The sequence below is a fragment of the Sphingopyxis soli genome, from assembly GCF_018682675.1.
Lineage (GTDB): Bacteria > Pseudomonadota > Alphaproteobacteria > Sphingomonadales > Sphingomonadaceae > Sphingopyxis > Sphingopyxis soli.
Genome location: NZ_JAFMTR010000015.1, coordinates 1 through 13340, shown reverse-complemented (window position 1 = coordinate 13340; position 13340 = coordinate 1). Strand labels below are relative to the sequence as shown.

The following is a 13340-nucleotide window of genomic DNA, read 5'->3' as shown; positions in this document are numbered from 1 at the left end:
ACACGGCAAAACAAGAATCTGGAGTGCCGGTTTTGATTCAATCAAAACCGAACGCACTCTAGGCGGCCTGTTTCGCGAGCTTCCCCAATCCCTTCGACAGCTGAAGCGCCCCGTTGAGCCGCGCGCCCGTGCTCGCCCAATCGCCGCTGATCGACAATTTGTTGTCGGGGCGGATGCGCGCGCGGCCCTTCAGCCGCTCGACATAGGCGATAAGGCCGGGGACGTTCGCGAAAGCGTCGCCGTGGAAGCTGACGAGCGCGCCCTTGGTGCCGACGTCGAGCTTGGCGATGCCCGCTGCCTTGGCGTTCGCCTTGATCTCCATCAGCTGGATCAGGTTCGCCGTCTCGGGCGGCAGCGGGCCGAAGCGGTCGATCATCTCGGCCGCGAAGGCGTCGAGCGCCGGGCGGTCCTCGGCTTCGTTGAGGCGGCGATAGAGCGCCATGCGCAGCGGCAGGTCGGGGACATAATCCTCGGGGATCAGGATCGGCGCATCGACCGTGATGACGGGCGACAGCGCCTCGCGTGGCGGCGCGGCGCCCATGCCCTCGGCCTTGGCGACCAAAATGGCCTCCTCGAGCATCGACTGATACAGCTCGAAGCCGACTTCGCGGATATGTCCCGACTGCTCGTCGCCGACGAGGTTGCCCGCGCCGCGGATGTCGAGGTCGTGGCTCGCCAGCTGGAAACCCGCGCCCAGCGTATCGAGATCGCCGAGCAGCTTGAGCCGCTTTTCGGCGGTGTCGGTGATCGCGCCGCCCTCGGGCGTCGTCAAATAGGCATAAGCGCGCGTCTTCGAGCGCCCGACACGGCCGCGGAGCTGATAGAGCTGCGCAAGCCCGAAGCGGTCGGCGCGATGGACGATCAACGTGTTGGCGCTCGGGATGTCGAGGCCGCTCTCGACGATCGTGGTCGACAGCAGGACATCATATTTGCGGTCATAGAAGGCGCTCATGCGATCCTCGACCTCGGTCGGCGTCATCTGGCCGTGCGCGACGACATATTTGATTTCGGGTACGCGGTTGCGCAGGAATTCCTCGATATCGGGCAGGTCCTTGATCCGCGGGACGACAAAGAAGCTCTGGCCGCCGCGATCATGTTCGCGCAGCAGCGCCTCGCGCATCACGACCGGATCCCACGGAGCGACATAGGTGCGGACCGCGAGACGGTCCACGGGAGGCGTCTGGATCACGCTGAGTTCGCGGAGACCCGACATCGCCATCTGGAGCGTGCGCGGGATCGGCGTCGCGGTCAGCGTCAGGACGTGGACGTCGGCCTTGAGTTGCTTCAGCCGTTCCTTGTGGACGACGCCGAAACGCTGTTCCTCGTCGACGATGACGAGGCCGAGGTTCCTGAACTCGACCGATTTCGCGATGACCGCATGGGTGCCGACGACGATGTCGATTTGCCCGCTGGCGAGGCCGTCGCGCGTCTTCTGCGCCTCGCCCGCCGGGACCAGCCGCGACAGGCGGCCGATGTTGACCGGGAAGCCTTTGAAGCGCTCGACGAAGTTCGTGTAATGCTGGCGCGCGAGCAGCGTCGTCGGCACGACCACCGCGACCTGCACGCCCGCCATCGCCGCGACGAAGGCGGCGCGGAGCGCAACCTCGGTCTTGCCGAAACCGACGTCGCCGCAGACGAGCCGGTCCATCGGGCGGCCCGACGCCATATCCTCCAGCACGTCGCCGATCGCGCGGTCCTGATCGTCGGTTTCCTGATAGGGGAAGCGGTCGGCGAAGGCAGGGTAGGCGGCATCCTGCGCCAGCACTTCGCCGGGCCGGAGCGCGCGCTGCGCCGCGGTCGCGAGCAGTTCGCCCGCGATCTCGCGGATGCGCTCCTTCATCCTCGCCTTGCGGCGTTGCCAGGCCTCGCCGCCGAGCTTGTCGAGCGCGACACCGTCGCTCTCGCCGCCGTAGCGCGAGAGGACGTCGAGATTCTCGACCGGAACGTAGAGCTTGTCGCCGCCCGCGTAAGTCAGCGCGACGCAGTCGTGCGGGCTGTTGCCGACCGGGATCGAGGTCAGTCCCTCGTAGCGCCCGATGCCATGGTCGAGATGGACGACGAGGTCGCCGACGCTGAGCGTCGCGAGCTCGGCGAGGAAGGCGTCGGCGCTCTTGCGGCGTTTCTGACGGCGGACGAGGCGCTCGCCGAGGATATCCTGCTCGGTGAGCAGGCTGATCGCGTCGCTCGCGAACCCATGATCGAGCGGCAGGACGATGAGTGCGACATTGTTCCCCTCCCGCAGGCGGGAGGGGTTAGGGGTGGGCGCGAGCGCAGCGAGCTCATTGATGTCGCCAGGCCCACCCCCGGCCCCTTCCGCCTGCGGGAGGGGAGAAGCCAGGCCCAGCGCTTCCTGCCACGTCTCGGCCTGAACCAGTCCGGTCACCCCATGGTCGCGGAGCAGCCCCGACAATCGCTCGCGCGCACCGCCCGAATAGCTGGCGATGATCGTCCTGCGGCCCTTACGGCGCTCGTCCGACAGATGGTCGGCGACCTTGTCATAGACGTTGAGATCGGCGGTGCGCTCGGGGGTGAAGTCGCGCGCCGCAAAGGTTTCGAGGTCGATCACCGACGCCGACGGCGGGACGTCGAAGGGCGAGACGACATGGATCGGCCGCGCGCGCTCGGCTGCGGCCCACTCGTTCGAGGTCAGGTAGAGCGTTTCGGGCGCGAGCGGGCGATAGCTTCCGGCCTGTTCGCGCTCGGCGGCGACGCGGTTCGCATGATAGTCGGTGATCGCGTCGAAGCGCGTCTCGGCGGTCGCGTCGGTGCGGTGGCCGCGCAGCACCGGGGTCGCAGGATCGATATGGTCGAACAGGGTTGCCAGCCGCTCTTCGAACAGCGGCAGCCAATGGTCCATGCCCGCCTGTCGGCGGCCTTCGCTGACCGCCTGATAGAGCGGATCGCCGGTCGCCTGCGCGCCGAAAATTTCGCGGTAGCTCGAGCGGAAGCGCTTGATCGTACTCTCGTCGAGCAGGGTCTCGGCGGCAGGGAGCAGTTGCAGCGCCTTGGCGGGACCCAGGCTGCGCTGGTCGGCGGGGTCAAAGCGGCGGATGCTTTCGATCTCGTCGCCGAAGAAATCGACGCGAAGGCCGGTCTCCTCGCCCGCCGGGAACAGGTCGAGCAGGCTGCCGCGCACGGCAAACTCGCCCTGATCGGCGACGGTATCGACGCGGTTGAAACCGTTCGAGACGAGCAGCTCGGCAAGCGCATCGCGGTCGATCCGCTGTCCTGCGGCGAGCGTCGTCGCGAGCTGGCGGATGCGGAAGGGGGTGAGCGTGCGCTGGGTGAGTGCGGCGACGGTGGTCAGGATCAACTCGCCGCGCTTCGGCGCCGCCTGCAGGGCGGAAAGCGTCGCGAGCCGGTCGGCGCTGACCCGCATCGACGGTCCGGCGCGGTCGTAGGGCAGGCAGTCCCATGCTGGAAAGCGATGGACGATCAGGTCGGGCGCAAAGAAAGGCGCCGCATCGGCGACCGCCTGCATCGCGGCATCGTCGGTCGCGACATAGACGAGCCGCTTGTCGCTGGCGCGCGCGAGGTCGGCGAGCAGCAGCGGCAGGAAGCCGTCGGCCGCGCGCGCGAGCGTCAACGGCGCCTCGGCGCGCGCGATCGCGGCAAAAATGTCGGCGGCAGCGATGGTCATGGCAGCGGGATATAGTCCAGCCGCCGCATCGCCGCGATCAGATCGGGCTTGTCGAGATGCGCGGGCGGCGCGGCGGTGCCGAGCGCCCAAGCCATGATATCGACATCGTCCTCTTCGACCACCAGCTCGAACCATGCGAGTTCGGTTTCGCCCCATGCTGGCGAATAGCGGTCGAAAAAGCCGCCGATCATATAGTCGGCCTCGCGCGTGCCGCGATGCCAGGCGCGGAATTTCAGGCGTTTCAGGCGGTCGGTCATCTATTTCTCTTTCCCTTCTCCCTTGACGGGAGAAGGATACGAAGCCTTGGCGCAAAGCGCCTAGGCGAAGTTGGATGAGGGTGAGCGCTCGCATGGCGAGCGCGCGCTTGCTTTGCAAGCGCTACCCCTCTCCCGCTGCGACTAACGAGCAAGCTCGTAAGTCTCGCTGCCCTCTCCCGCAAGGGGAGAGGGGGTGTAACTTTGCGCTGTCAACGTTAGACATGATGATCCATGCGACCCGAGATACTCAATCCGCTCTTTGCCGCGCTGACCGACCTCAAGGGCGTCGGGCCGCAGCTTGCCAAGCCGCTGACGCGGCTCGGGCTCGAACGCGTGGTCGATGTGCTGTTCCATCTGCCGACCGGGCTGATCTCGCGCTTGCCGGTCGACCGGCTCGATCAGGCGCAGGCGGGGCAGACGATCATCGTCGAACTGACCGCGCAAGATTATCGGCCCGGCCGGTCCCCGCGCGCGCCCTTCGGGGTCGAGGCGTTCGACAGCGCTGGCGATCATGTGCGGCTCGTCTATTTCGGGCGGACGTCGGGGCTGGCACGGAAATTGTTCCCGCTCGGCGAGAAGCGCCGCGTGTCGGGGCGGCTCGATCTTTATGGCGACATGCGCCAGATCGTGCATCCCGACCATGTCGCCGAGCCCGGCGGCGAGGCAGGGATCGCGGTCCATGAGCCCGTCTATCCGCTGACCGAGGGGCTGACCAACGCGCGGCTGTCGCAGCTCGCCGCGGTGGCGCTCGAACGACGACCCGAGCTCGCCGAATGGATCGACGCGCCGCTGCTCGCGAACCGAAGCTGGCCCGCCTGGCGCGAAGCGATCGAGCGCGCGCACGCGAGCCCGCGCGACGAAGCGGCGCGCGACCGCCTGGCCTATGACGAGATTTTCGCGAGCCAGGTCGCGCTGATGCTGATCCGGCATGGGCTCCGGAACCGGCGGGGCAGGGCGATACGCGGCGATGGCCGGCTGACCGATGCCCTGCAGCTGCCGTTCGGGCTGACCGGGGCGCAGGAGCGCGTCGGGCGCGAGATCGCCAGCGACATGGCGCAGGACACGCCGATGCTGCGGATGCTGCAGGGCGATGTCGGATCGGGCAAGACGCTCGTCGCGCTGCGCGCGATGCTGGCGGCGGTCGAGGCGGGGACGCAGGCGGCGCTGCTCGCCCCGACCGAAATCCTCGCGCGCCAGCATTATTCGACCTTGCAGCGGATGCTCGGCGGGCTGCCGGTGAACCTCGCGATCCTGACCGGGCGCGACAAGGGCAGGGTGCGCGAATCGACGCTGATGGGGCTGGCCGACGGCAGCATCGACATCCTCGTCGGCACCCACGCGATCTTCCAGCAGGCGGTGACCTACAAGGATCTGGCCCTTGTCGTGGTCGACGAACAGCATCGCTTCGGCGTCGCGCAGCGGCTGATGCTGACCCAAAAGGCGGCGCGGCCGCCGCACTTGCTGGTGATGACCGCCACCCCGATCCCGCGGACGCTGCAACTCGCCAATCATGGCGAGATGGACGTGTCGCAGATCGACGAGATGCCGCCCGGACGCACCCCGGTCGATACGCGCGTCATCTCGCTCGACCGGCTCGACGATGTCATCGACGGCCTCGACCGGCACCTTGCGACCGGCGCGCAGGCCTATTGGGTCTGCCCGCTCGTCGCCGAAAGCGAGGGAAGCGAGCTGGCAGCGGCCGAGGAGCGTGCCGCGCTGCTCCGCGCGCGGCTCGGCGACCAGCGCGTCGGGCTGGTCCACGGGCGGATGAAAGGGCCAGAGAAGGATGACGTCATGGCGCGCTTCCAGGCGGGCGAGATCGGCGTTCTGGTCGCGACGACGGTGATCGAGGTCGGGGTCGATGTGCCCGCCGCCAGCCTGATGATCGTCGAACATGCGGAGAATTTCGGGCTGGCCCAGCTCCACCAGTTGCGCGGCCGCGTCGGGCGCGGCGCGGCGAAGTCGGTGTGCCTGCTGCTGCGCTCGCAAAATCTCTCGGAAACCGCGCGCGAGCGGCTCGCGCTGATGCGCGATACGAACGACGGCTTCGTCATCGCCGAGAAGGATCTGGAACTGCGCGGCGGCGGCGAACTGCTGGGTCTCAAGCAGTCGGGCGATGCCGACTATCGCGTGGCGACCCCCGAACAACTGGTGCGGCTGCTGCCGGTGGCGCACGACGATGCGCGGCTGTTCGTCGAGCGCGACGGCGGCATCGAGGGGGCAAGAGGCGAGGCGGTGCGCCTCTGCCTCTATCTGTTCGAGCGCGACGCCGCGGTGCCGCTGCTCAGGAGTGGCTAGTTGACGTCGCCGCGCGCACCCATGGCGCGGATCATCGGCAGATAATCCTCGGCGGCGATCGATTTTTCGAACTGCACACCGGCCTTGCCGCCGAGCGACCAGATGACCTTCGCCGCGACGCGGCCGATGATCGGCATCCGGTACACGACGAGGTCGCCGGGTTCGAGCCCGCGTTCGAAACGCATCAGCAAACCGTCGGCGCTGATGTTGACGCAGGTGCACATTTCCTGCCGCCCGTCGGGCAGCACGAAGGGAAGGCGGCAATAGACGTCGCTACGCGGCGCAATCCGCTGGTCGAGGCCGACATAGTGGGCCTTGCTGGTATCGATCTTACGCATACGTCCCGGACCTTTGTGGTTTGCCATGGACGTTCTACGCGAATGCTGAAGAATCGGTAAACGACATCGGCGCGGTCATCGCGTCACCAGCCCGTGTTTCTTGGCACCGAGGCTCAGTGGAACCGGGTCGTTTGCGGGCTCGATCCGGTGATGCGGATCGCGGACCACGACCCCGTCGACCTTGACCGCGCCCTCGTCGAGTTTGCGCCGGGCTTCCTTGTTCGAAACCGCGAAGCCCAACTCGCGCAGCGCGTCGACGATGGTGATGCCGTCGGCGGGGGCCACGACCTGCGGCAGATCGCCACCAATATGGCCCTTTTCAAAGGTTTGCGTCGCCGTTTCGGCGGCAACGCGCGCCGCCTCCGCGCCGCGGCACATCGCCGTCGCTTCGTTCGCGAGGATCTTCTTCGCCTCGTTGATTTCGGCACCCTCGAGCGCTTCCAGCCGCGCGATCTCGTCGAGCGGCAGGTCGGTGAACAGCTTCAGGAACCGACCCACGTCGCGGTCGTCGCAATTGCGCCAATATTGCCAGTAATCGAAATGGGGCAGCTGTCCCATATTGAGCCACACGGCACCCGAAGCAGTTTTGCCCATTTTGGTCCCCGCGGCGGTCGTGAGCAGCGGAGTCGTCAAACCATAAAGCTCGGCGCCATCCATGCGGCGGCCGAGTTCCATGCCGTTGACGATATTCCCCCACTGGTCCGACCCGCCCATCTGGAGCCGCACGCCGCGTTCCTTCGCCAGGTGCCGGAAGTCGTAGCCCTGCAGGATCATATAGTTGAATTCGAGGAAGGTCATCGGCTGTTCGCGGTCCAGCCGCAGCTTGACCGAATCGAAGGTCAGCATCCGGTTGATCGTGAAATGCGTGCCCACTTCGCGCAGCAATTCGATATAGCCCAGCTTGCCGAGCCAGTCCTGATTGTCGACCATCACCGCGTCGGTCGGTCCGTCGCCGAAGGTCAGGAACTGCTGGAAGATGCCGAAGATCGAAGCGATGTTCGCGGCGATCGTCTCGTCCGACAGCATCTTGCGGCTCTCGTCGCGGCCCGTGGGGTCGCCGATGCGCGTGGTGCCGCCGCCCATCAGCACGACGGGCTTGTGCCCGGTCTGCTGCAGGCGGCGCAGCATCATGATCTGGACGAGGCTGCCGACATGCAGGCTGGGCGCGGTCGCGTCGAAGCCGATATATCCGGGGACGATCTGCTTCGCGGCAAGGGCGTCGAGCCCTTCGGCGTCGGTCATCTGGTGGATATAGCCCCGCTCGTCGAGCAGGCGCAGCAGGTCGGATTTGTAGTTCGTCATGGTGGGCGGGCGCTTAGCATGGCGTTGCGGCAAACCCAACTGGTTCATGTTTCCATTATCGTCACCCCGGACTTGATCCGGGGTCCCGCTTCCTAAAGAAGGGTGAATGGCCCCCGGATCAAGTCCGGGGTGACGAAGAGGGATTGCTTTCGGCAAGCTCGGGATGAACGGAGAAGGGTTGAATGTCGGGCTATTCCAGCGAACAGCGCGAACTGATTTGCCACCCCGACACGCCGGCCCGGGCGGTGCGTTCGATCGCGGTCGAGGTCGACCTGTCGTTCGAGGAGGGCTTTGCCCTGCGCTTCATCGTCGAGGGCGAGATCGGGGCGATCGTGCTGCCGCAGGGCGAGGGCGAGTTGGTGATCGCCGACAGCGGCACCGACGGCCTGTGGCAGGGCACCTGCTTCGAGGCTTTCCTGACCGAGGAGGGGCAGCCCGACTATACCGAGTTCAACTATGCTCCCGACGGACGCTGGGCCTGTTACCAGTTCGACGATTATCGCTCGCTGCTGCGCGCCGACGATCTCGCGCCGTGGATGATGGAAGTCGAGCGCGAGGTCGGCCGCTATACCCTGCGCGTCGAGCCCGGCATCTTTCCCGACACCGGATCGAAGCTCGCGCTCGCCGCGGTGATCGAGGAAGTCGACGGCACCAAAAGCTATTGGGCGCTCCGGCATCCGCCGGGAAAGCCCGACTTCCATCATCCCGATTGCTTTGCGCTGACGCTTGAGGCACGCGGGCGGGCATGACGACCCTCTTCGGCATCGACCGCCTGCTCGCCGCCCCCGCGCTTCGCGCGCCGCTCCAGGGCAAGCGCGTTGCGCTGCTCGCGCATCCCGCCTCGGTCACCGCCGACCTCACCCACAGCGTTGACGCCCTCGTCGCGGCGGGAATCGACGTCACCGCGGTGTTCGGGCCGCAGCATGGCGTGCGCGGCGACCTTCAGGACAATATGATGGAGTCGCCCGACTTCACCGATCCGACTTACGGCATGCCGGTGTTCAGCCTCTATGGCGAGGTGCGGCGGCCGTCGGGGCAGTCGATGCACACCTTCGACGTGATGCTCGTCGACCTGCAGGATCTGGGCTGCCGCATCTACACCTATGTGACGACCCTGCTCTACGTCCTCGAAGCCGCCGCCGAGCATGGCAAGGCGGTATGGGTGCTCGACCGGCCCAACCCGGCTGGCCGTCCCGTCGAGGGCACGCGGCTGCGCGAAGGCTGGGAGAGCTTCGTCGGTGCCGGGCCGATGGTGATGCGCCACGGGCTCACGATGGGCGAGATGGGCCGATGGTTCATCCGCCACTTCAACCTCGACGTCGACTATCGCGTGATCGAGATGACGGGCTGGGAACCCGAAGGGCCGGGCTTCGGCTGGCCGGCGGAGCGGGTGTGGATCAACCCGAGTCCGAACGCGGCGAACCTCAACATGGCGCGCGCCTATGCGGGCACGGTGATGGTCGAGGGCGCGACGCTCAGCGAAGGCCGCGGCACGACGCGCCCGCTCGAACTGTTCGGGGCGCCCGATATCGATGCCAAGGCGGTGATCGCCGAAATGCACCGCCTCGCGCCTCAATGGCTCGCTGGCTGCAAGCTGCGCGATATCTGGTTCGAGCCGACCTTTCACAAGCATATGAAGCAGCTCAACAACGGCATTCACATCCATGCCGAGGGTGCGTGGTACGATCATGCGGCGTTCCGGCCGTGGCGCGTGCAGGCGCTGGGCTTCAAGGCGATCCGTTCGCTTTACCCCGACTATCCGATCTGGCGCGGCAAGGATTTCAAATATGAATATACCGACGATGTGCTCGCGATCGACGTGATCAACGGCGGGCCGGGCCTGCGCTTATGGGTCGACGACGCGGGCGCGGCGCCGGGCGATCTGGACGCGCTCGCGCTGCCCGACGAGGCGGGGTGGCGCGATGAGATCGCGGACCTGCTCATCTACCGATAGGGGAATGGCTATGCACCGGCGGCAATTTCTGGGGGCGGCGGCGCTCGGCGGGTTGGCGGCGGGATTGCCCGCATCGGCGTTCGCAGCCGATACCGCAGGCCTTCCCAATCTCGCCGCGAAAGCCGTGCCCATCGGCAACGCCGAGCGCAGGGCGCGGATCGCCAAGGCGAAAGAATTGATGCGCACCCACGACGTCGGCGCGCTGCTGATCGAGCCCGGATCGAGCCTTGTCTATTTCACCGGGGTCGAATGGTGGCGGAGCGAGCGGCTGACCGCCGCGGTGCTGACGCGCGAGGGCGAGGTGGCGATCGTCACGCCTTTCTTCGAGGAGCCGTCGGTGCGCGAGAGCCTGGGCATCGAGGCCGAGGTGCTGACGTGGAACGAGGACGAGAATCCGCTCGCTGCCGTCGCCGGATGGCTGGGCAAGCGCGGGCTCGCGAAGGGGCGGATCGCGGTCGAGGAGACGGTGCGCTATTTCGCCGTCGACGGCCTGCAAAGCGCGATGCCGGGCGCGCGGATCGTCAACGGCGCGCCGGTCGTGCGCGGGTGCCGGATGCACAAGTCGGCCGCCGAGATCGCGCTGATGCAGATCGCCGCCGACATCACCGTCGCCGCCTATCGCCACACCGCGCCGCGGATCGAGGCGGGGATGACCCCCGCCGACATCGGCGCGATCATGAAGGCTGCGACCACGGCGCTCGGCGGACGCAGCGAATTCGAGCTGATCCTGCTTGGCGAGGCGAGCGCCTATCCGCACGGGTCGGGCAAGCCGCAGGCGGTGAAGGACGGCGAGGTCGTGCTGATGGACTGCGGCGCGACGGTGCACGGCTATCAATCCGATATTTCGCGCACCTTCGTCTATGACAGGGCGAACGCGCGCCAGCGTCAGGTATGGGACCAGATGCGCAAGGGGCAGGACGTCGCCTTCGCCGCGGCGAAGCTCGGCACGCCGGCGGGCGCAGTCGACGACGCGGTGCGCGCCTATTATCAAAGCCTTGGCTGGGGTCCGGGGTACAAGCTGCCCGGCACGTCGCATCGGACGGGCCACGGCATCGGGCTCGACGGGCACGAGCCGGTCAACCTCGTCCCTGGCGAAACGACGAAGCTGGCGCCGGGCATGTGCTTCTCGAACGAGCCGGGGATCTACATTCCGGGCGAATTCGGCATCCGCCTCGAGGATTGTTTCTACATGACCGACGGCGGCCCCAAATGGTTCAGCGAGCCGCCGTCCTCGATCGATCGGCCCTTCGCTTAGACGTGGACCGAGACCCACGCGATCAAGGTAGCAGCCGGGATAAGCAGCGCCTGTGCCAGCACCGTGCCCGCGAGGCGGCTCAGCGAGATGAAGGTGATCGCGCGGCGGAAATCGGCCTCGTCGACCTTCCCCTCGACCGCGTCGTCGGTCATCACCGATAGCTGCGGGTCGATGAACGCGAACAGAAGGATGGTCGCGAAGCCGTTGATCAGCGCCGACAGTTGCGAGGCGGTGACGCGGAATTCGGGGGCGAGATAGCCGGCATAGAGCGAGGCCACGACGCCGACCGCGATCAGCGATTGCGCCAGGCAGTTGGCGATCAGCACGCCCCAACCGATCCCCTTCGGCATCGTCCACGCTTTCAGGTGCGACAGGCTGGGAATGGTCAGCGACTGGCGGAGGGTGCGAAGACCGCCCGGGCTGATCGCCTTCATCGCGAGCTTCGTCGTCGATCGGTTGTTCTGGTACCAGCCGATCGCCGCCGCGAACATGCGCTGGCCGGTGGGAACCAGCAGGATACCGATCAAGGTCGCGACGCTCGCGGCGGCCAGAACCAGTTGCATGTCGACGAACAGCGAGGCGCCGCTGCCCGCGTGGATGCGCGTTTCGATCCGCTTTGCGAGGAACGGACCCAAAAAGCTGTTCGAGGTGCGCGAGAATAGCACGAGGATGTTGAACAGCGCGAACGACATCGCGATGCGCCGCGTACGGACGCCGGCGATGCGCGCGGCATAGGCGAGCGCGCCGATCAGGTTGATGAAGCCGGTCAGCAGCAGGATGGTGACGAGGGGGAGGTCGATCATGGGGGGCCTAATTCCGCGGACTTTAGATAATCCGTTCGCATCGAGCGAAGTCGAGATGCCCATCGTCAGCGCACGCCTTCCGGGTGTCTCGACTTCGCTCGACACGAACGGAAATAGGGGATCGGTTTGCAATCGTCACGGCCAAAGTTGGCCGCGCCGTCAATGCTTGCGCGTCAACTCGCGCATCGCATCGTCGAGGCCCGCGAGGGTCAGCGGGTACATGCGGTCGTTCATCAGCTGTTTGATCAACTTCACCGACTGGGTGTAACCCCAATGCGCCTCGGGCACCGGGTTGAGCCACACCGCGGCCGGATAGACATGCGTCAGACGCTGGATCCAGACCGCGCCCGATTCCTCGTTGAAATGTTCGACGCTGCCGCCCGGGTGGGTGATTTCATAGGCGCTCATCGACGCGTCGCCGACGAAAATCAGCTTATAGTCGTGGCCATATTTGTGGAGGATGTCCCACATCTGGTGGCGCTCGGACCAGCGGCGCTTGTTGTCCTTCCACACGCCTTCATAGGGGCAGTTGTGGAAATAGAAGAACTCGAGATTCTTGAATTCGCTCGTCGCGGCGCTGAACAGTTCCTCGCACAGCTTGACGAACGGGTCCATCGACCCGCCGACGTCGAGAAACAGCAGCAGCTTCACCGCATTGCGCCGCTCGGGACGCATCCGGATATCGAGCCAGCCCTGGCGCGCGGTCCCGTCGATCGTGCCCGGAATGTCGAGTTCGTCGGCGGCGCCCTCGCGCGCGAATTTGCGCAGGCGGCGGAGCGCGATCTTGATGTTGCGGGTGCCGAGTTCCTTGGTGTTGTCGAGATTCTGGAACTCGCGCTTCTCCCAGACCTTGAGCGCACGCTTGTGCTTGCTCTCGCCGCCGATCCGCACACCCTCGGGGTTATAGCCCGAATTGCCATAGGGGCTGGTGCCGCCGGTGCCGATCCACTTGTTGCCGCCTTGATGGCGCTTCTGCTGTTCCTCGAGCCGCTTCTTCAGCGTCTCCATGATCTCGTCCCAGTCGCCGAGCGACTTGATCGCCTCCATTTCCTCGGGCGTCAGATATTTCTCGGCGACCGCCTTCAGCCATTCCTCGGGCACATCGACGGGGTTCTGGCCATAATCGGTGAGCAGGCCCTTGAAGACCTTGTTGAAGACCTGATCGAAGCGGTCGAGCTGCCCCTCGTCCTTCACATAGATCGAGCGGCTGAGATAATAGAACTGCTCGGGCGTCCGGTCGATCACCTCGCGGTCGAGCGCCTCCAGCAGCAGCAGATGCTCTTTCAGGCTGGCGGGAATGCCCGCGGCCCGAAGTTCGTCGAGGAAGCCCAGAAGCATGAGCGCAGGCGTATCGCGTTCACGGCGCGCGCGCAATCACTTTACGTGAACGTAAAGCAGATTGCCAAGAGGTGCGGGACGGCTTTCGCCGATGACGCGTTTCGACCGAAATAAGCCGTCGCCCCCGCGCAGGCGGGGGCCGCTGTCGGTTTACG

The 13340-nt window shown here is 66.3% G+C and carries 10 protein-coding genes; 4 read left to right on the top strand and 6 right to left on the bottom strand.

The window, feature by feature from the left end:
• Positions 1–58: 58 nt before the first annotated feature.
• Both mfd and J1N50_RS02095 read right to left on the bottom strand, forming a co-directional pair.
• Positions 59–3640 (bottom strand): transcription-repair coupling factor, encoded by a 3582-nt coding sequence (gene mfd, locus J1N50_RS02100; RefSeq protein WP_215349901.1) that lies wholly within the window; start codon positions 3638–3640, stop codon positions 59–61.
• Entirely contained in the window at positions 3637–3897 is a 261-nt protein-coding gene (locus J1N50_RS02095) for an FAD assembly factor SdhE (protein ID WP_215349897.1), read from the bottom strand. Before J1N50_RS02095 ends, mfd begins: the two co-directional genes overlap by 4 nt.
• Positions 3898–4128: 231 nt before the next feature.
• Here J1N50_RS02095 and recG point away from each other — a divergent pair, with 231 nt between their 5' ends.
• Positions 4129–6195, top strand: a complete 2067-nt coding sequence (recG, locus tag J1N50_RS02090) for an ATP-dependent DNA helicase RecG (protein WP_215349894.1) — start codon at positions 4129–4131, stop codon at positions 6193–6195.
• Here recG and J1N50_RS02085 read toward each other — a convergent pair.
• Both J1N50_RS02085 and tyrS read right to left on the bottom strand, forming a co-directional pair.
• Complete coding sequence (locus J1N50_RS02085) at positions 6192–6533, bottom strand: PilZ domain-containing protein (RefSeq protein ID WP_215349891.1); 342 nt, start codon at positions 6531–6533, stop codon at positions 6192–6194. The genes recG and J1N50_RS02085 overlap by 4 nt on opposite strands.
• 75 nt (positions 6534–6608) lie before the next feature.
• Positions 6609–7835 carry a tyrosine--tRNA ligase gene (gene tyrS / locus J1N50_RS02080; protein ID WP_215349888.1) on the bottom strand — a complete coding sequence of 409 codons (1227 nt, stop codon included), beginning with the start codon at positions 7833–7835 and terminating at the stop codon, positions 6609–6611.
• Between the two features lie 182 nt (positions 7836–8017).
• Here tyrS and J1N50_RS02075 point away from each other — a divergent pair, with 182 nt between their 5' ends.
• Genes J1N50_RS02075 through J1N50_RS02065 form a run of 3 tightly spaced genes read left to right on the top strand, consistent with a single transcriptional unit; the run spans position 8018 to position 11044 of the window.
• The gene (locus J1N50_RS02075; RefSeq protein WP_215349884.1) at positions 8018–8584 is read left to right on the top strand and encodes a DOMON-like domain-containing protein; all 567 of its coding nucleotides are present in this window, start codon (positions 8018–8020) and stop codon (positions 8582–8584) included.
• Positions 8581–9789, top strand: coding sequence for an exo-beta-N-acetylmuramidase NamZ family protein (locus J1N50_RS02070; protein ID WP_215349881.1), 1209 nt, complete (start codon positions 8581–8583; stop codon positions 9787–9789). The genes J1N50_RS02075 and J1N50_RS02070 overlap by 4 nt, the downstream gene beginning before the upstream one ends.
• A gap of 4 nt (positions 9790–9793) precedes the next feature.
• Positions 9794–11044 (top strand): M24 family metallopeptidase, encoded by a 1251-nt coding sequence (locus J1N50_RS02065; protein WP_215349878.1) that lies wholly within the window; start codon positions 9794–9796, stop codon positions 11042–11044.
• Here the strand turns inward: J1N50_RS02065 and J1N50_RS02060 are convergent.
• Both J1N50_RS02060 and J1N50_RS02055 read right to left on the bottom strand, forming a co-directional pair.
• Positions 11041–11847 (bottom strand): lipid II flippase Amj family protein, encoded by an 807-nt coding sequence (locus J1N50_RS02060; protein WP_215349875.1) that lies wholly within the window; start codon positions 11845–11847, stop codon positions 11041–11043. The genes J1N50_RS02065 and J1N50_RS02060 overlap by 4 nt on opposite strands.
• Before the next feature lie 159 nt (positions 11848–12006).
• The gene (locus J1N50_RS02055) at positions 12007–13185 is read right to left on the bottom strand and encodes a vWA domain-containing protein (RefSeq protein ID WP_215349872.1); all 1179 of its coding nucleotides are present in this window, start codon (positions 13183–13185) and stop codon (positions 12007–12009) included.
• Positions 13186–13340: the final 155 nt, after the last annotated feature.

Coding starts and splice junctions, on each gene's coding strand:
- J1N50_RS02075 (WP_215349884.1), top strand. CDS start 8,018: ATGTCGGGCTATTCCAGCGAACAGCGCGAACTGATTTGCCACCCCGAC.
- recG (WP_215349894.1), top strand. CDS start 4,129: ATGCGACCCGAGATACTCAATCCGCTCTTTGCCGCGCTGACCGACCTC.
- J1N50_RS02095 (WP_215349897.1), bottom strand. CDS start 3,897: ATGACCGACCGCCTGAAACGCCTGAAATTCCGCGCCTGGCATCGCGGC.
- J1N50_RS02085 (WP_215349891.1), bottom strand. CDS start 6,533: ATGCGTAAGATCGATACCAGCAAGGCCCACTATGTCGGCCTCGACCAG.
- mfd (WP_215349901.1), bottom strand. CDS start 3,640: ATGACCATCGCTGCCGCCGACATTTTTGCCGCGATCGCGCGCGCCGAG.
- J1N50_RS02055 (WP_215349872.1), bottom strand. CDS start 13,185: ATGCTTCTGGGCTTCCTCGACGAACTTCGGGCCGCGGGCATTCCCGCC.
- J1N50_RS02060 (WP_215349875.1), bottom strand. CDS start 11,847: ATGATCGACCTCCCCCTCGTCACCATCCTGCTGCTGACCGGCTTCATC.
- tyrS (WP_215349888.1), bottom strand. CDS start 7,835: ATGACGAACTACAAATCCGACCTGCTGCGCCTGCTCGACGAGCGGGGC.
- J1N50_RS02070 (WP_215349881.1), top strand. CDS start 8,581: ATGACGACCCTCTTCGGCATCGACCGCCTGCTCGCCGCCCCCGCGCTT.
- J1N50_RS02065 (WP_215349878.1), top strand. CDS start 9,794: ATGGCTATGCACCGGCGGCAATTTCTGGGGGCGGCGGCGCTCGGCGGG.